Here is a 15827-nt window from a genome sequence, read left to right as displayed (position 1 = left end):
AATCCCCGATCAGGATTGATGACGTTCGTTCCGGCGCGTGAGACGACGCGGCGAGGATTCCTTGAGCGACTTTCCACGGCCAGACAGACTCGGATTCGTCATGAAGTAGTTGTGGACGTTGAAAGGCTCCTCGCCCTTCGCGGTCTTCATACGCGTTGAAGACCCATCCGGCAACAACTGCCAGCTCTGCTCATTGTCCTTCAGGTTCGCGACCATGATCTGTTCGAGAACCTGCTGATGCACCGTCGGATTTTGCAGCGGACACAGCACCTCGACGCGGCGGTCGAGGTTGCGCGGCATCATGTCGGCGGACGAGATATACACAGCCGCTTTCGCGCTCGGCAGTCCCTGGCCCATGCCGAAGCAGTAGATTCGGCCATGTTCCAGGAAGCGGCCGATGATCGACTTGACGCGGATGTTCTCCGACAGACCGGGAATGCCGGGCCTGAGGCAGCAGATGCCGCGCACCACGAGCTCGACCTGGACACCGGCCTGCGAGGCCTCGTAGAGCGCGTCGATGATGTCGGGATCGACCAGCGCGTTCATCTTCATCCAGACCGCGCCGGGACGGCCATGCCGCGCATGTGCGGTCTCGCCCTGGATGTGCTCGATGATGCGCTTGCGCAAGGTCAGCGGCGACACCGCCATTTTTTCCAGATCGCTCGGCGCGGCATAGCCGGTGATGAAATTGAACACGCGCGCGGCATCGCGGCCGATCGTCGGGTCCGAGGTGAAGTAGGAGAGATCGGTGTAGATGCGCGCGGTGACCGGGTGATAATTGCCGGTGCCGGTATGGACGTAGGTCGTCAGGCTGCCGCCCTCGCGGCGCACCACCATCGAGAGCTTCGCGTGCGTCTTCAATTCGAGGAAGCCGTAGACGACCTGCACGCCGGCGCGTTCGAGATCGCGTGCCCAGCGGATGTTGGCTTCTTCGTCGAACCGCGCTTTCAGCTCGATCAGCGCGGTGACTGATTTGCCGGCTTCGGCCGCTTCGGCCAGGGCGCGCACGATCGGTGAATTGTTGGAGGTGCGGTAGAGCGTCTGCTTGATCGCAACGACGTCGGGGTCGCGCGTGGCCTGCTGCAGGAATTGCACCACCACGTCGAACGACTCGTAGGGATGGTGGACGATCAGGTCCTTCTGCCGGATCGCGGCGAAGATGTCGCCGCCATGCTCGCGCACGCGTTCGGGGTGGCGCGGCACGTAAGGGGTGAATTCGAGGTCGGGCCGGTCGAGGCGGGTGAGCTGCGAGAGCTCGTTCATCGCCTGCACGCCGTCGACCAGGAAGATCTCGTCGTCGGCGGCGGAGAGCGCGTGCTGCACGAAGCTGCGCAGCTGCTCCGGCATCTTGGCGTCGATCTCGAGCCGGATCACCGATCCGCGGCGGCGGCGCTTCAGCGCGGTCTCGAACAGGCGGACGAGATCTTCGGCCTCCTCCTCGATTTCGAGCTCGGAGTCGCGGATGATCCGGAAGGCGCCTTGGCCGTGCAGATTGTAGCCGGGGAACAGGCGGTTGATGAACAGGGCGGTGGCCTGCTCCAGCGAGATCAGGCGCACCGTGCCATCCGCCGGCAGGCGGATGAAGCGGTCGATCTTGCCGGGCATGCGGATCAGCGCGTTCATCTGCTTGCCGTCGGCGGCGCGCGTGAGCTGCAGCGCGATGGTGAAGCCGAGGCTCGGAATGAACGGGAAGGGGTGGGCCGGATCGATCGCCAGCGGGGTCAGGAGAGGGAACACGTTGTGGAGGAAGTAGTCCTCGATCCAGGTTCGTTCCGCCTTTGTGACGTCCTTGCCGTCGACCAGCACGATGCCGACCTCGGCCAACGTGGCGCGCAGGTCGCGCCAGATCGCCTGCTGGTCGGAGGCGAGCTGGGAGACGGTGCGGTTGATCAGCGCCAGCTGCTCGGACGGCGTCAGGCCGTCGGGGCTGCGCTCGGCGATGCCCTCGCGGACTTGGGCCTTGATGCCGGCGACGCGAACCATGAAGAACTCGTCGAGGTTATTGGCCGAAATCGACAGGAATCGCACCCGCTCCAGCACGGGGTGGCTCGGGTTGACCGATTCCTCCAGGACGCGGCGGTTGAAATGCAGCCAGGACAGCTCGCGGTTGATGAACCGCTCGGGACTGGACGCGATCGCCGGAAGGCTCTCGGTTTCCGGGGCTTTCTCTTTCGTTTCAACAGCTTGCGCAGAGTCCATCAGAAGTCGGTCCATCCAGTTCACCCCAATTGCGACTCAAGCGCAAAAATCGGCGGGAGCATGTGTTAGAGCGATGACGTTTCGATGACATTGATGTTCCGCCCCTGCACCGCGTCAAGCGGGCTTCGGGGAGGCCTGCGAGCCTGTCAGGCGTCCCGGAGCAGCTCGGCGGCCAGCGCCCGGGTGACGGGACGGCCGAGCCGCAGGGCTTCGCTGTCGAGCAGCTCGACGGCCCGCCGGGCGGCGGCCGAGGACCGTTCCAGGCGCGTCGCGAGGTAGCCGACCACGCTCTCGTCCACATTGAGCTGGCGGTCGGCGCAGAACTTGACGATGAGGCCGCGGAACAGCTGGTCGTCGGGCGGCAGCAGCGTGACCGCCGGAACGGCGCGCAGGCGCGAGCGCAGGTCGCGAAGCTCGATCGGAAGCGCGGCCGGCGCCTCGCGGCCGGTGAACAGGACGTAGGCGCCGTCCTCGCGGGCGAGGTTCATCAGGTGAAACAGGGCACGCTCGTCGAAGTCCCCAGCCTTGAGATCCTCGACCACCAGCGCGCCGGTGGCGAGCGCGCCGGGCACGTCCGTCGCGGTCAGCGCATTGGCGGTGGTCGAGCGGGCGCCGGCTTCCTCGGCCCAGATCGCGGCGAGATGGCTCTTGCCGCTTCCTTCCGGGCCCGCCAGCCACATGATCCGGTTCGGCCATTCCGGCCAGCCGTCGATGAGGCCTAGACCGGCCGCATTGGCGGGGCCTTCGAGGAAGTTGTCCCGGCTGAGGCTCTCCGCATGCGGAAGCGCAAACGCCAATTGTCGGGGATGAACGCGGCCTGCCACGCTTGCTCTGCTCCATGCCGGCGCGCCGGCCCGCTTGTAGAGATTCGACTTGATGGTGCGGGACTTGGCCTTTTGCTGGGCTGCTTCCTCGCTCATTTGGCCTCGATCGTGCTCATGTGCCGCAGCCACTCGACGAGATAGAGCGACACGGAGGAGAGCGTGAAGACCGTGACGAGACCCATCAGGATGATATCATAAGGCGCGGGCTTGAAGCCGAAGGCAAGCGCCGCCAGCACCAAAGCTGCGAATGCCACTTGTGCCACCGTGTTGAGCTTGGACACTTTCGACGGCTTCATCTCGACCGGCCGGTCGAACAACCAGGACACGATCACGGCGGCGACAATCATGATGTCGCGCGAGACCACCAGGATCACGATCCAGCGCGGGATCGCACCCCAGATGCCGAGCGCCATGTAGATCGAGACCAGCAGCGCCTTGTCGGCGAGCGGATCGAGCAGGGCGCCGAGCTCGCTCGTCATGTTGAAGCGCTTGGCCAAAAAGCCGTCCACGGCATCGCTGATGCCGGCGATCAGGAAGACGGCGAACGCCACCTCCATTTGGCTCGACACGATGGCCCAGACGATGATCGGGACCAGCATGATGCGGCCCAAGGTAATGATATTCGGAATACTCACGAAAGCGCTTCCCGGCACCGGTTCTGACCTCAAATCCGGCCCGTTGCAGGCTGAACCGGTTGATATGTCTACATAGTATAGCGCGGAGCGCCATGCGAGCCATTGCGCGTCCCCGGAATTCAACGTAACCAGCCGCAAACCCACTGGAAATCGGGCATGACCGACCGCAAAAACGGCCTCACTTACGCCGATTCAGGCGTCGATATCGACGCGGGCAACCGCCTGGTCGACCTGATCAAGCCGATGGTGCGCGCCACCGCGCGGCCGGGCGCCGATGCCGAGATCGGCGGCTTCGGCGGCCTGTTCGACCTCAAGGCGGCCGGCTTCAAGGATCCGGTCCTCGTGGCCGCGACCGACGGTGTCGGCACCAAGGTCAAGATCGCGATCGAGACCGGCCTGCATGGCGGCATCGGCATCGACCTCGTCGCCATGAGCGTCAACGACCTCGTGGTCCAGGGCGCCGAGCCGCTGTTTTTCCTGGACTATTTCGCCTGCGGCAAGCTCGATCCGGAGGCCACGGCCGCCATCGTCGCGGGCGTTGCGGAGGGATGCCGCGAATCCGGCTGCGCTTTGATCGGCGGGGAGACTGCCGAAATGCCCGGCCTCTACAAGGACGGCGACTACGATCTCGGCGGCTTTGCCGTCGGCGCCGCCGAGCGCGGTACGTTGTTGCCGCGCAAGGACATCGCCGCGGGCGATGCCGTGATCGGTCTCGCTTCGTCCGGCGTGCATTCCAACGGCTTCTCGCTGGTCCGCAAGATCGTCGAGCAGTCGGGCCTCGGCTTCGAGGCGCAGGCGCCGTTCGCGCCGGTGATGACGCTCGGCGGCGCGCTGCTGACGCCGACCAGGCTGTACGTGAAATCCTGCCTGCGCGCGATCCGCGAGACCGGGGCGGTGAAGGGGCTCGCCCACATCACCGGCGGCGGCTTCACCGACAACATCCCGCGCGTGCTGCCGAAGCATCTCGGTGTCGGCATCGACCTGGCACGCCTGCCGGTGCTGCCGGTGTTCAAATGGCTGGCGGCCCAAGCCGGCATCGCCGAGCTGGAAATGCTGCGCACCTTCAATTGCGGCATCGGCATGATCGCGATCGTCGAGCCCGACAAGGTCGACAAGGTCGTCGAAGTCTTCACCGACGCAGGCGAGACCGTGGCGCAGCTCGGCACCGTGATTCCGGCCGAGGGCGAGCACCGCGTCGTCTATAACGGCCACCTCGACATGGCGCTTTAATGACTGGCGCCGTGATGAAGCGCCGCGTCGCCATCCTGATTTCCGGGCGCGGCTCCAACATGGCTGCGCTGATCAGGGCAGCCGCCGCCGCGGATTTCCCGGCGGAGATATCGCTCGTCATCTCGAACAAGGCGGATGCGCCCGGGCTCGAACGTGCCAGAGCGAGCGGCGTGACCACCGAGGTGATCGAAAGCAAGCCGTTCGGCAGGGACCGCGCCGGCTTCGAGACGGTGCTGCAGGCCGCGCTCGACAAGCACGGCATCGAGCTGATTTGTCTCGGCGGCTTCATGCGCCTGTTCACGGCCGAGTTCACCAAGGCCTGGTACGGGCGGATGCTCAACATCCATCCCTCGCTGCTGCCATCGTTCCCCGGCCTCGACCCGCACGGCCAGGCCCTGCGCGCCGGCGTCAAGCTCTCCGGCGCGACGGTCCACTTCGTCATTCCCGAGACCGATGCCGGCCCGATCGTGATGCAGGGCGCGGTTCCCGTCAGCGACCACGATACCGCGGAGACGCTGTCCGAGCGCATCCTCGAAGTCGAGCACCGCATCTATCCCGAGGCGCTGCGGCTGCTCGCGGCCGGTAAGGTCCGCATCGAGGGCGATGTCTGCAGGACGGCGGGAAGCGCAGCGTCGGAGAATTTTCTGGTTGCGCCGGTGGCGCGCTGAAGAGTCGTCGCCGTTTCGGCGCCACAAACAAAATCCCCCGGCAGAGCCGGGGGCAACGTCATGATCGCTCGCATGCCGCGAGAGACATCAGGAAACCTTGAGGTTCTCCGCGGATGATTTGCCGCGGTTCTCCACGAGGTCGAATTCAACCACCTGGTTCTCGTTGAGGGTAGAGAGTCCCGCACGCTCGACGGCGGAGATGTGGACGAACACGTCCTTGTCGCTGCCATTCGGCTTGATGAACCCATAGCCCTTTGTCGGGTTGAACCATTTGACGGTGCCCTTTTGCGGCATCGCTCGTCTCCTCCACTAGATATAAAAACGACGCGGCCGCTTTTTCGCGTGCCACGCCACAAACGGGCTCCCGGAAGTCTGTTCGAGTCTTGAGGCGCAATGTCGCGAAACGCACAGCAAACGGCCAATTCCGATTGTGAACGTTATTGCAACATGAAATTCGCCGGCTAGCAAGCCGCGCGCGGATTTCAAGAGCAAGCCAGGTGCCTTCAAGCGCAATTTGCGACCTGTGGCAGCAGAACCACAATCGGTGCAATAGCCTCGGCCGTTATGCGCCAACCGGTTGACCCCTCGTGGCAGTTCGGCCCAAATCGCCGCAAGCGCCGCAGACCGTGTTGCATTTTTGCGCGCCCGCCACTTCGCTTTCGGGATTCATCGCATGCGCTGCGCCGCGCAGCTCTTCGGGACACGGCAGACGATCGGGCTGGACCGCGTCCGCCGGATCGTGGCTGCGCTCGCGATGGCGTTTGCCCTGGTCGTGACGATGGCGGCCGTAACGCCCGGCTTCGCGCAAAGCACGCCCACGCCGACCCCGACGCCCACGCCGACACCCACGCCGTCACCGACCCCGATTCCGTCGCCGACCTCGACCAATCAAAATCAGTCAGCCGGCAACAGCATGCTCAATTTCGGCTCAGGCTTTCTGGAGCGGCTCGGCAATCAGGCCTCGAGCGGCGTCAGCCGGGCGTTCCGCACCAATCCGGGCGGCGGCGGCGCCTCGGTGGCTGCGGAAGATCCGCGCTACCGCACCTGGTTCGAGGGCTATGGCCTGTCGGTCCGCACCGAAGCGCAAGGCGACTTCGTCGGCGACAAGCGCAAGACCTTCGGCGGCGTTGCCGGCTTTGGCGCGCGGCTCGCACCCGGCGTCAACATCGGATTCTCCGTCGACCACAGCCACACCGACATCGACGTGCCGCTGGCGCTGCAATCCGCAACCCTCGATCTCACCCAGCTCGGCTTCAGCGGCTCAATCGACAAGGGCCCGTGGACCTGGGCCTTTGCCATGGTGCACGGCTTCGGCAAGGTCCATTCCAGCCGCGATACCGGCCTTGGCCTTGCGACCGCGCGCTATCGCGCCGCCGTGGACGGCGCGCTGACCGAGATCAGCTATTACTGGACCAAGGACGAGATGCGCATCGTGCCCAAGGGCGCGCTGGAATATGTGCGTGCCACCAGCGCCGCGTTCCAGGAGACCGGCGGGCTCGATCCGCTCAACGTCGGCTCGTCGGCGCTCTCGCGCGCGCGCATCATGCTCGGGGCCGAGGTCGGCCGCTATTTCATCATCGACCAGAAGATCCTGGACCTCTCGGCCTACGGCAAGTTCGTCGACAATTTCCACCAGGACCTCGGATCCATCCAGGTCAGTCTGGGCGCCCAGAACGTCATCGTCCCCGGCATCGGCGAGAGCCGTTACGGCGCGGATGCCGGCGCCTCGGCTTCGCTCAGCCTGACCAACGTGGCGAGGCTCTACGTCAATTACGACGGCAAATTTCGCAACGAGCTCACCTCGCACCAGGGCACGCTCGGCTTCGAATACAAATGGTGAGCTGACGCTCGCCTGCGTTAAGTCGGCGCCGTCGCCACGTATCCCGCCAGGCCAAAGCCCTCGCGCGCCGCCGTCATCATCGGCACCAGCGCGTTCGGATGGATGAACTCGTCGCGGAAGCAGGGATAGGTCCTGGCATCGAAGATCTTCTTCAGCCAGTCGACCACGATCTTGTGCCGCTCGGAGCTGCGGAACTCCTTGTGATAGGTGAGCCAGAGATCGGCGTGATGGCTGACGCCGAGATCGACCGCAACGAGCGGCGCACCGAGCGCGATCGATACCGTCGGCAGGAAGCCGATGCCGGCGCCGCGCTCCACCGCGTAGAGCACGCCCACCGACGAATTGGTCTTGATCCCGACGATGCCTTCGAGCGACTTCAGCCCGAGCACGCGGGCATAGGCGCCGTCGTCGACCTGCGGCGCGCTCTGCTTGATGATGCGGTGATTGTTCAGTTCGGCGAGCGTTGCCGGCACGCCGTAGAGGCTTTCATACTCCTTGGAGACGAAGGGATAGATGTGGAGGCGGCCGAGCTTGGCGACGATCAGATCGGGATTGGTCGGCGGCTCGAGCTGGATCGCGATATCGGATTCGAGCCGCGCGACGTCGGCCTGCTCCATCGCGCAGCGCAGATCGACCGTGATCTTGCGGTACGTCTTCTGGAAGTCGATCAACCGCGGCAGGATCCAGAAATTGCCGGGGCCTTCCGTCACCGCGACGCGAACGGTGCCCGAGGTGTCGTTCGAGGACCGCGCGGCGCGGCGGAAGACGTTGAAGGCATGACGCTCCATATGCGTGACGTCGGCGATCATCGCGGCGCCTTCATCGCTGAGCGTCAGCCCGCTCTGGTCGCGCAGGAACAGCTTGCACCCAATGCTCTCCTCGAGCCGGTCGATGCGGCGCATCAGCGTGGTGGAGGTGAGGCCGAGCTCTTCGGCGGCATTCCGAAAACTTTTAAATTTTGCGCACGCTAAAAACAGCTTCAAATCATCCCAGGACGCGCCCAGGGCTTCTTCACGGTGCTGCATCATCGCAGCACCCCGGTGCAATAACTGCTGCATACTCCTGATCCCCAACCGCTAAGCTCGTCGTAGCGGGGCATGAAAGCCTCGAACGATAGAGGCGCGACATGAGTATGGAAAGGGGCACGTTTGCCGCAAGGCATGATTTCGATGCCTTGCCGCTGAGCCCGGACGTCGACGTCCGCTGTGCGCAATTTTCCGAAATTGGAGCGCTTTCGGAGATGGCGCACCGGCTGGTGCCGGGCGTGCAGATCGGGACGGCGGAGCTTGCCAAATATTACGTCTTCGATCCCCAGAGCATCCTGACATTCAGCCGCAAAGGCAAGCTCGTCGGCGGCATGGCCTTCCTGTTTCTCAATGACCGCGGACATGACGCGCTGCTGCTCGACGAGATTTGCCTCACCGCGCCCGAGACGCGTTATCTCGCATCGGCAGACGAAGACGTCGCTGCCATCTACATCTGGGCGATCGCGGCGACGGGCCGCGGCATCGCCGGTCTCGGTAAGGCCGCGGCTCATCTGCGGCAGATAAGGTTTCGCGATGCGGATTGCTATGCGCAGCCGTCAACGGTGGCCGGACGCGACATCATGAAGGCGACAGGCTTTGCGCCCGTCCCGAGCTTCCAACCCGACCTTTGGTGCTACGAGCGGCCCTGGCATCGACAGCCGATGCGCATGCCGGGAGCGATCATCCAATCAAGGAGCTTTGCAGATGCACGGTACTAGGATTCCAGTCGCCAAGCCCTGTTCCCGCGCTATCACCATCCGCCTCGCGCGCGACCCAAGCGATCTCATGCTGGTGACCGCCATCCGCTCGGCGGTCTACCTCGCCGAGCAGGATTGTCCGTTCGAGGAGGAGTTCGACGGCAACGACATGGTCGCGGCGCATTTCATCGGCTTCGTCGGCAACGAGCCTGCGGGCTGCCTGCGGGTGCGCTTCTTCGGCGATTTCGCCAAGGTGGAGCGGCTTGCGGTGCGTCACCAATATCGGCGCTCGCGCGTCTCGTTCAAGCTGGTGCAGGCCAGTGTCGATTATGTGAAGCGCAAGGGCTTTCGCAAGATCTACGGCCAGGCGCAGGACCGGCTGGTCGATTTCTGGGCCCATTTCGGTGCCAAGCCGCTCGGTCACAACCGCAAGATCACGTTCTCGGATTTCTCCTACACGGAGATGCTGCTGGAGATCGAGCCGGGCCCGGACGCCATCACGCTGGATAGCGATCCCTATGTGATTATTCGTCCCGAGGGCGATTGGGACCGTCCTGGCGTGCTCGATGCCTCGGCCGGGCGGGCGGTGACCTCGCCGCTGCGGGACCTCGCGCTCGCCGACCGCTGAAACAGGTGCAGCTGCGCGCAACTCGATGCTGGTTTCAATGCACGATGATCCGCCGATCCTGGTCTGTGCGGATCTTCAGGTCGAGTACCTGACTCCCGGCCGCCGTCACGTTATCCGCGACGGCGATGCGACGGCGGCGCGCTGCCTGGAACTCCTGACGCTGTGGCGCAGCAATCTATGGCCGGTGATGCATCTGAAGCGCATCGCGCAGGCGGCCTGGTTCAATCCGTCATCCAGGCTGACCGATTGGATCGCGGAGACCAGGCCACAACCGGGCGAGATGACGTTCGAGCACCCGCTGCCGTCCGCCTACAGCTCGTCGCGGTTTGGCGGCCACATGTCCGCTATCCGCACCACACGCTGCATCCTGATCGGCTTTTCCCTGGACGAGACCATCCTGGCCACTGCCGTCGAGGGGTTTCACCGCAGTCATCGCTACCATGTGATCACCGACGCGGTGGCTTGCCGGCAGCCCGGCACGGACGATGCCGCGGCCTACCGGCATGCGGTAGTGGATGTCATTGCGAATTTTGCTACAGTCCAGTCCAGCGCCGAACTGATCAGAACCAGCGGCGCCGTTGCGGTGTAGGCGGCCGCGGCCGGTCGATGGGGTTGAGAATTGTCGCGGGGAGACGAGCTCAAGGAGCTGGCGAGCGATCTGTCGCATGCCGCCGAGAAGGCGCGCAGGCTTGGGCTGCCTACCACGGTCTACTTGCTCTCGATGGCGCTGATGGAGGTGAGGGAAGCCGTTTCCGCCACCGACGAAGTGGACGACGACGGCGCGGCGTGAGAGCTGCCCAGCCCGATTCTGCGATCCGCGGTCCTGTCATGTGCGGCTTTGTGCATCGCTGCTGAGCGCTTGCCGCCGACGAATTGGCATTGCAAGTTTTGCGTCGTGGCAATAGCCAAGTACTTGAGACAAGTACTCGCCATCGAGTGATGACGCCGGCCCGCCGGCGGCGTGACGCTTTTAGGGATCATCGCAAATGTCCATGCTGCCCAATTCGCAAGAGGCCCGGGATGTGGCCTATCAGCTCCATCCCTACACCAATGCGCGCACGCATCAGCAGGCCGGTCCGCTGGTGATCGAGCGCGGCGAGGGGCCTTACGTCTTCGACGCGTCGGGCAAGCGCTATTTCGAAGCCATGGCGGGCCTGTGGAGCGTCGGGCTCGGCTTCAACGAGAAGCGACTGGTCGAGGCGGCGCACAAGCAGATGCAGGCGCTGCCGTTCTACCATACGTTCTCCGCCAAATCGCACGGTCCGTCGATCGACCTCGCCGAGAAGCTGGTCGCGCTCGCGCCGGTGCCCATGAGCAAGGTGTTCTTCACCAATTCCGGCTCGGAAGCGAACGACACCGTGTTGAAGCTGATCGCCTATCGCTCCAACGCGCTCGGCCAACCGCAGCGCAAGAAGGTGATCAGCCGCCTGCGTGCCTATCACGGCGTCACCATCGCATCCGCCAGCCTCACGGGCCTGCCGAACAACCATCGCTCGTTCGACCTGCCGCTGCCGAACATCCTGCATACGGGCTCGCCGCACTTCTACAAGGACGGCGCCCCCGGCGAGAGCGAGGAAGCCTTCGCCACGCGCCGGGCCGAGGAGCTCGACGCCCTGATCCAGAAGGAAGGGCCGGATACGATCGCGGCGTTCTTCGGCGAGCCGGTGATGGGGGCGGGCGGTGTCGTGGTGCCGCCGGCGACCTATTGGGACAAGATCCAGAAGGTCCTGAAGAAGTACGACATTCTCCTGGTCGCCGACGAGGTGATCTGCGGTTTCGGCCGCACTGGCAAGATGTTCGGCTGCGAGACCTACGGCATCAAGCCCGATGCGATCGTCGTCTCCAAGCAGATCACATCGAGCTATTTCCCGCTCTCGGCGATCATCCTGAACGACCGCATGTTCGAGCCGATCGCGGACGAGAGCAACAAGATCGGCGTGCTCGGCCACGGCTTCACCGCAGGCGGCCATCCGGTCGGCTCGGCGATTGCGCTGGAGAACCTCAAGATCATCGAGGAGCGCGGCCTAGTCGCACACGCGGCCGAGCTCGGTGGCTACATGCAGGGCCGCTTGCGTGAACTCGCCAGCCACCCGCTGGTCGGTGAGGTCCGCGGCGTCGGCATGATCGCCGCGCTCGAGCTCGTGCTCGACAAGGCGCGCAAGACCGCGGCGGCAACGCCGGGCGCCGTCGGCGGCATCGCCAGCCGCATGCTCCAGGAGCGCGGCGTGATCTCGCGCAACATGCTCGATGCCATCGCGATCTGCCCGCCGCTGATCACGACCAAGACCCAGATCGACGAACTGGTGGACGCGATCTCCGGCGTGCTGAACGACATGAAGAGCGAAGTGGCGAAGCTGACGCCGGCGTAAGGCTTCGTCGCTCTCTCCGTCGTCATTGCGAGGAGCTCTTGCGACGAAGCAATCCAGACTGTTTCCGACGAGGGATTCTGGATTATCGGGCCGCGCTTCGCGCGGAGCCGTTGGCTCGCAATGACGGGAAATCGGCGCGACAGCGTGCCCCTACGCCCGCTGCACCCCGATCACGCGGCCTTTCTCGATCGCGAGCGCGAGCTCGCCGCGCTTGAGCTTCAGCGCGGCGTCGCCGAACAGCTCGCGGCGCCAACCGCGCAAGGCGGGCACGTCGGCCTCATCGTCCGCCGCGATCTCCTCTAAGTCGTCGACGGTCGCGATCACCTTGCTTGCGACTGCGTGGCGCTCGGCGGTCATCCGCAACAGCACCTTCAACAGCTCGACGATGGCGGCGCCGTTGGAATTGTTGCGCGGTTTCTCCAGCTTGGGCAGCTTCGAGAAGTCCCGCGCCAGCCCCCGCTCGACCGCGGCGATGATGTCCGCGCCCCATTTGGATTTCTCGAACCCCTTCGGCACCGAGCGCAGATGGGCGAGCTTCTCCAGCGTGGTCGGCGCGTGGGTCGCGATATCGGTGACGGCTTCGTCGCGCAGCACGCGGCCGCGCGGCACGTCGCGGCTCTGCGCCTCCTGTTCGCGCCAGGCCGCGACCTCCATCAGCACCGCGAGGTCTTTGGGCTTGCGGACCCGCGTCTTCAGGCGCTCCCAGGCGCGCTCGGGATGGAAATCATAGGTGCGGGGGGAGGTCAGGACCTCCATCTCGATGGAGACCCATTCGCTGCGGCGGCGTTTCTTCAGGTCGGCGTCGAGCGCGGCGAACACGTCGCGCAGATGGGTGACGTCGGAGACCGCGTAATGCATCTGCTCCTTGGTCAGCGGCCGGCGCGACCAGTCGGTGAAGCGGTGGGTCTTGTCCGGACGGTGGCCGGTGACCTTCTCGACCAGCGCGTCATAGGCGATGCTGTCGCCGTAACCGAGCACCATCGCAGCCACCTGGGTGTCGAACACCGGGTGCGGGATGATGCCCGCCTGGTGCCAGATGATCTCAATGTCCTGGCGGGCGGCGTGAAACACCTTGAGCAAGCCCTCGTTGCCCATCAGCTCGAAGAACGGCTTGAGATCGATCCCCTCGGCCAGGGTGTCGATGACCACGGCTTCCTCGGCGCTGGCCATCTGCACCACGCACAGCAGCGGGTAGTAAGTGGTCTCGCGCAGGAATTCGGTATCGACTGTTATGACGGGGTGCTTGGCCAGCCGGCTGCAGGCAGCCGCGAGGTCAGCGGTGGTGGTAATTAAATCCATGAACGGCCCATGACACTTGGTATCAGCCGTTCCGCCGAAAGTGCTGTGATGTCAAGGGGCTCTAAGCGAATTCGAGCCTTGCATCGGGCCGGAATCGTCCCTTTCCGACGAAATTCCTATTCGTAACGGATCCGGTGCGAGGATTTGCGGGCGCAGGGCAGCGCCACCACGATCACGCACATGGCGACCAAGGCCAATCCCAGGAACTCGAAAACCAACAGATCCACGGCGAAATCTCCAGAAACATTGATAGATTTGTCGGGGGTGCGTTGAGGGTCTGTTAATTCTCGTGGTTACCGGCGCCAGGCCGGGCCGGATGGTGGACGAGAAGTTAATTGGGCGCAGCCATGGTCACGCCATCAGCTTCGGCAAGCCGGTCGCGAGGATGTCCACGGCGGCGCGCACCTTCGGCGGCAGCCGGGGTGAGCGCGGCCAGAGAGCGTGGCACTCGTAGAGGAATTGGGGCTGACTGCTGAAGAGATTGACCAGCGCACCCGTGTCGAGGCGCTCGCGGACCAGCCAATAGGGTAGCCAGGCGAGACCCATGCCTTGTGCCGCGGCATCGGCAATCGCCTCCAGGTCGTCAAGTCGGAGCCGGCCCGATGGCATGATCTCGCGCTGAGGTCCGCCCTCCTGCGGAAAGAGCCACGGCCGGACACGCCCTGAGCCGCGATAGATGATCGCTTGATGGGCGGCGAGATCGTCGAGCGATTTCGGCCTGCCGCTCGTGCGCAAATACGACCGCGCGCCACATACCACCATGCGCTGGCTTGCGATGCGCCGTGCGATCAGGCCGGACTGGTCGTCGAGATCGCCGGTTCGGATTGCCAGATCGTAGCCGGCCTCGACGATGTCGGCAATCGGATCGCCGAACGAGAGGTCGAGTTCGAGATGCGGATATTTCCGCGCGAGCTTCATCAGCAACGGCGCAATGCAGTGCCGTCCCAGCAGGGCCGGCATGGTGACGCGCAGCCTGCCGCGCGGCTCCGACAGCTGGTCGGCAACGACGCTATCTGCGGCTTCGGCCTCGCTCAGCACCGCGCGGCAGCGTTCGTAGTAGGCCTGGCCGGCGTCGGTCAGGCTCTGGCGCCGCGTGGTGCGGTTGAGGAGCCGTGCCCCGAGGCGCTCTTCGAGGAAACGGACGTGCTTGCCAACCATCGGCCCCGACATCTCCAGGGCATCGGCCGCAGCCGCGAACGAGCCGAGATCGACGGCCCTGACGAACACGGCCATGCTGGTCAGGCGGTCCATGATTGAAAACTCCTGGTTTCGACTTTTGGCTTGCTTGGGCGATTTATTCCCTTCGCACGGATCGGCATAGCTCTATTCAGTTCAACTGTTTTGGAGTGCATCCATGGCCCGCGCCGTTCGCTTTTATCGCCATGGTGGTCCCGACGTGCTGCGCATCGAAACGATCGATGTTCCGTCACCGGCGACGGGCGAGGTGCAGATCCGGGTCAAGGCACTCGGCCTCAATCGCGCCGAGGCCTTGTTGCGAACGGGGACCTATATCGAGCGCGCGACATTTCCATCTGGGCTGGGTCTCGAGGCGGCCGGCATCGTCGAAGCGGTCGGGGACGATGTGACGAGCTTTGTGCCGGGCGATATCGTGAGCATCGTGCCGCCGCTGTCGATGGTGCGATGGCCGGCCTATGCCGAGCTCGCGACGTTTCCGGCCGAACTCATCGTGAAACATCCGCCGGAGCTCGGCTTCAAGAAGGCGGCGGCCGTGTGGATGCAGTATCTGACGGCCTACGGCGCTTTGGTCGACATCGCCCGACTTGGTCGAGGGGACATCGTCGCCATCACCGCTGCATCCAGCAGCGTCGGGATTGCGGCGATTCAGATTGCGAACCGGGTCGGCGCGACGGCGGTCGCGCTGACGCGGACCTCGGCCAAGCTTGGGGCCTTGCGCGATGCCGGCGCGGCCCATGTCGTCGCCTCGGACGAAGACGACATTCGGGCGCGGCTGGAGGCCATCGCCGGATCTAACGGGGTCCGCGTCGTCTTCGACGCCGTCGGTGGTCCCGCGTTCGAGCCGCTGACCGCGGCCATGTCGCCGGGCGGAATCCTGATCGAATATGGTGGATTGAGTCCTGAGCCGACGCCGTTTCCGCTCTTCAACGTGTTGACGAAGAGCCTGGTGTTGCGCGGCTACCTCGTGCACGAGATCATCCGCGATCCGGCGCGCCTTGCGCAGGCCAAGGCGTTCATTCTCGACGGGCTGTCGGATCGCACGTTGCAGCCGGTCATCGCCAGGACGTTCCGCTTCGAGGACATCGTCGAAGCGCATCGGTTTCTGGAGTCGAACGATCAGTTCGGCAAGATCGTGGTGACGATCTGATCGAGCGCATTCCCAACGCATTCGGCGCCCCGCATGACGGGGCGCCGAAGCTTGTTCGTGCGATGGAC

At 64.6% G+C, this 15827-nt stretch carries 16 protein-coding genes; 9 read left to right on the top strand and 7 right to left on the bottom strand.

Going from position 1 to position 15827, the window contains the following annotated elements:
- Positions 1–9 precede the first annotated feature (9 nt).
- From I6F37_RS08565 to I6F37_RS08555, 3 genes are all read right to left on the bottom strand, one after another.
- Positions 10–2199, bottom strand: a complete 2190-nt coding sequence (locus I6F37_RS08565; RefSeq protein WP_036000566.1) for an RNA degradosome polyphosphate kinase — start codon at positions 2197–2199, stop codon at positions 10–12.
- Positions 2200–2345: 146 nt separating this feature from the next.
- On the bottom strand, positions 2346–3023 hold the full coding sequence (locus tag I6F37_RS08560; RefSeq protein ID WP_036000575.1) for a DnaA/Hda family protein: 678 nt from the start codon (positions 3021–3023) through the stop codon (positions 2346–2348).
- A gap of 92 nt (positions 3024–3115) precedes the next feature.
- Entirely contained in the window at positions 3116–3658 is a 543-nt protein-coding gene (locus I6F37_RS08555; protein WP_025035876.1) for a CDP-alcohol phosphatidyltransferase family protein, read from the bottom strand.
- A gap of 156 nt (positions 3659–3814) precedes the next feature.
- Here I6F37_RS08555 and purM point away from each other — a divergent pair, with 156 nt between their 5' ends.
- Positions 3815–4888, top strand: coding sequence for a phosphoribosylformylglycinamidine cyclo-ligase (purM, locus tag I6F37_RS08550; protein WP_036000563.1), 1074 nt, complete (start codon positions 3815–3817; stop codon positions 4886–4888).
- 14 nt (positions 4889–4902) lie between these two features.
- Positions 4903–5556 (top strand): phosphoribosylglycinamide formyltransferase, encoded by a 654-nt coding sequence (gene purN / locus I6F37_RS08545; RefSeq protein WP_036000572.1) that lies wholly within the window; start codon positions 4903–4905, stop codon positions 5554–5556.
- A gap of 87 nt (positions 5557–5643) precedes the next feature.
- Here purN and I6F37_RS08540 read toward each other — a convergent pair whose 3' ends face one another.
- Entirely contained in the window at positions 5644–5850 is a 207-nt protein-coding gene (locus I6F37_RS08540) for a cold-shock protein (RefSeq protein WP_027576280.1), read from the bottom strand.
- 379 nt (positions 5851–6229) lie between these two features.
- On the opposite strand from I6F37_RS08540, the gene I6F37_RS08535 reads away from it, so the two are divergent.
- On the top strand, positions 6230–7396 hold the full coding sequence (locus I6F37_RS08535) for an autotransporter domain-containing protein (RefSeq protein WP_036000554.1): 1167 nt from the start codon (positions 6230–6232) through the stop codon (positions 7394–7396).
- Between the two features lie 17 nt (positions 7397–7413).
- Here I6F37_RS08535 and I6F37_RS08530 read toward each other — a convergent pair whose 3' ends face one another.
- Positions 7414–8454 carry a LysR family transcriptional regulator gene (locus tag I6F37_RS08530; protein ID WP_036000552.1) on the bottom strand — a complete coding sequence of 347 codons (1041 nt, stop codon included), beginning with the start codon at positions 8452–8454 and terminating at the stop codon, positions 7414–7416.
- Between the two features lie 68 nt (positions 8455–8522).
- Between I6F37_RS08530 and I6F37_RS08525 the strand changes: the two genes are divergently transcribed.
- From I6F37_RS08525 to I6F37_RS08505, 5 genes are all read left to right on the top strand, one after another.
- A complete protein-coding gene (locus I6F37_RS08525) occupies positions 8523–9140 on the top strand; it encodes a hypothetical protein (RefSeq protein WP_036000548.1) in 618 nt (205 codons plus the stop codon).
- The gene (locus tag I6F37_RS08520; protein ID WP_036000546.1) at positions 9127–9747 is read left to right on the top strand and encodes a GNAT family N-acetyltransferase; all 621 of its coding nucleotides are present in this window, start codon (positions 9127–9129) and stop codon (positions 9745–9747) included. The genes I6F37_RS08525 and I6F37_RS08520 overlap by 14 nt, the downstream gene beginning before the upstream one ends.
- A gap of 25 nt (positions 9748–9772) precedes the next feature.
- On the top strand, positions 9773–10336 hold the full coding sequence (locus tag I6F37_RS08515) for an isochorismatase family protein (RefSeq protein ID WP_036000543.1): 564 nt from the start codon (positions 9773–9775) through the stop codon (positions 10334–10336).
- A 30-nt stretch (positions 10337–10366) separates the two neighbouring features.
- Positions 10367–10537 carry a hypothetical protein gene (locus I6F37_RS08510; RefSeq protein ID WP_167361657.1) on the top strand — a complete coding sequence of 57 codons (171 nt, stop codon included), beginning with the start codon at positions 10367–10369 and terminating at the stop codon, positions 10535–10537.
- 196 nt (positions 10538–10733) lie between these two features.
- Positions 10734–12116, top strand: a complete 1383-nt coding sequence (locus I6F37_RS08505; RefSeq protein ID WP_036000540.1) for an aspartate aminotransferase family protein — start codon at positions 10734–10736, stop codon at positions 12114–12116.
- A 150-nt stretch (positions 12117–12266) separates the two neighbouring features.
- Here I6F37_RS08505 and rnd read toward each other — a convergent pair whose 3' ends face one another.
- Both rnd and I6F37_RS08495 read right to left on the bottom strand, forming a co-directional pair.
- On the bottom strand, positions 12267–13415 hold the full coding sequence (gene rnd, locus I6F37_RS08500) for a ribonuclease D (RefSeq protein ID WP_225150948.1): 1149 nt from the start codon (positions 13413–13415) through the stop codon (positions 12267–12269).
- 351 nt (positions 13416–13766) lie between these two features.
- Complete coding sequence (locus tag I6F37_RS08495; protein WP_225114151.1) at positions 13767–14666, bottom strand: LysR family transcriptional regulator; 900 nt, start codon at positions 14664–14666, stop codon at positions 13767–13769.
- A gap of 103 nt (positions 14667–14769) precedes the next feature.
- On the opposite strand from I6F37_RS08495, the gene I6F37_RS08490 reads away from it, so the two are divergent.
- Positions 14770–15759 (top strand): zinc-dependent alcohol dehydrogenase family protein, encoded by a 990-nt coding sequence (locus tag I6F37_RS08490; RefSeq protein WP_225150947.1) that lies wholly within the window; start codon positions 14770–14772, stop codon positions 15757–15759.
- Positions 15760–15827: the final 68 nt, after the last annotated feature.

The sequence above is a fragment of the Bradyrhizobium sp. NBAIM08 genome, assembly GCF_020193935.1.
GTDB lineage: Bacteria > Pseudomonadota > Alphaproteobacteria > Rhizobiales > Xanthobacteraceae > Bradyrhizobium > Bradyrhizobium yuanmingense.
The sequence above is the reverse complement of the archived record's forward strand: the minus strand, read 5'-3'. Positions and strand labels throughout refer to the sequence as shown.

What these genes read in the sequence shown, in the direction of transcription:
- I6F37_RS08565 (WP_036000566.1), bottom strand. Translation starts at nt 2,199, where the DNA reads ATGGACTCTGCGCAAGCTGTTGAAACGAAAGAGAAAGCCCCGGAAACC.
- purM (WP_036000563.1), top strand. Translation starts at nt 3,815, where the DNA reads ATGACCGACCGCAAAAACGGCCTCACTTACGCCGATTCAGGCGTCGAT.
- purN (WP_036000572.1), top strand. Translation starts at nt 4,903, where the DNA reads ATGAAGCGCCGCGTCGCCATCCTGATTTCCGGGCGCGGCTCCAACATG.
- I6F37_RS08540 (WP_027576280.1), bottom strand. Translation starts at nt 5,850, where the DNA reads ATGCCGCAAAAGGGCACCGTCAAATGGTTCAACCCGACAAAGGGCTAT.
- I6F37_RS08535 (WP_036000554.1), top strand. Translation starts at nt 6,230, where the DNA reads ATGCGCTGCGCCGCGCAGCTCTTCGGGACACGGCAGACGATCGGGCTG.
- I6F37_RS08530 (WP_036000552.1), bottom strand. Translation starts at nt 8,454, where the DNA reads ATGCAGCAGTTATTGCACCGGGGTGCTGCGATGATGCAGCACCGTGAA.
- I6F37_RS08525 (WP_036000548.1), top strand. Translation starts at nt 8,523, where the DNA reads ATGAGTATGGAAAGGGGCACGTTTGCCGCAAGGCATGATTTCGATGCC.
- I6F37_RS08520 (WP_036000546.1), top strand. Translation starts at nt 9,127, where the DNA reads ATGCACGGTACTAGGATTCCAGTCGCCAAGCCCTGTTCCCGCGCTATC.
- I6F37_RS08515 (WP_036000543.1), top strand. Translation starts at nt 9,773, where the DNA reads ATGCTGGTTTCAATGCACGATGATCCGCCGATCCTGGTCTGTGCGGAT.
- I6F37_RS08505 (WP_036000540.1), top strand. Translation starts at nt 10,734, where the DNA reads ATGTCCATGCTGCCCAATTCGCAAGAGGCCCGGGATGTGGCCTATCAG.
- rnd (WP_225150948.1), bottom strand. Translation starts at nt 13,415, where the DNA reads ATGGATTTAATTACCACCACCGCTGACCTCGCGGCTGCCTGCAGCCGG.
- I6F37_RS08495 (WP_225114151.1), bottom strand. Translation starts at nt 14,666, where the DNA reads ATGGACCGCCTGACCAGCATGGCCGTGTTCGTCAGGGCCGTCGATCTC.
- I6F37_RS08490 (WP_225150947.1), top strand. Translation starts at nt 14,770, where the DNA reads ATGGCCCGCGCCGTTCGCTTTTATCGCCATGGTGGTCCCGACGTGCTG.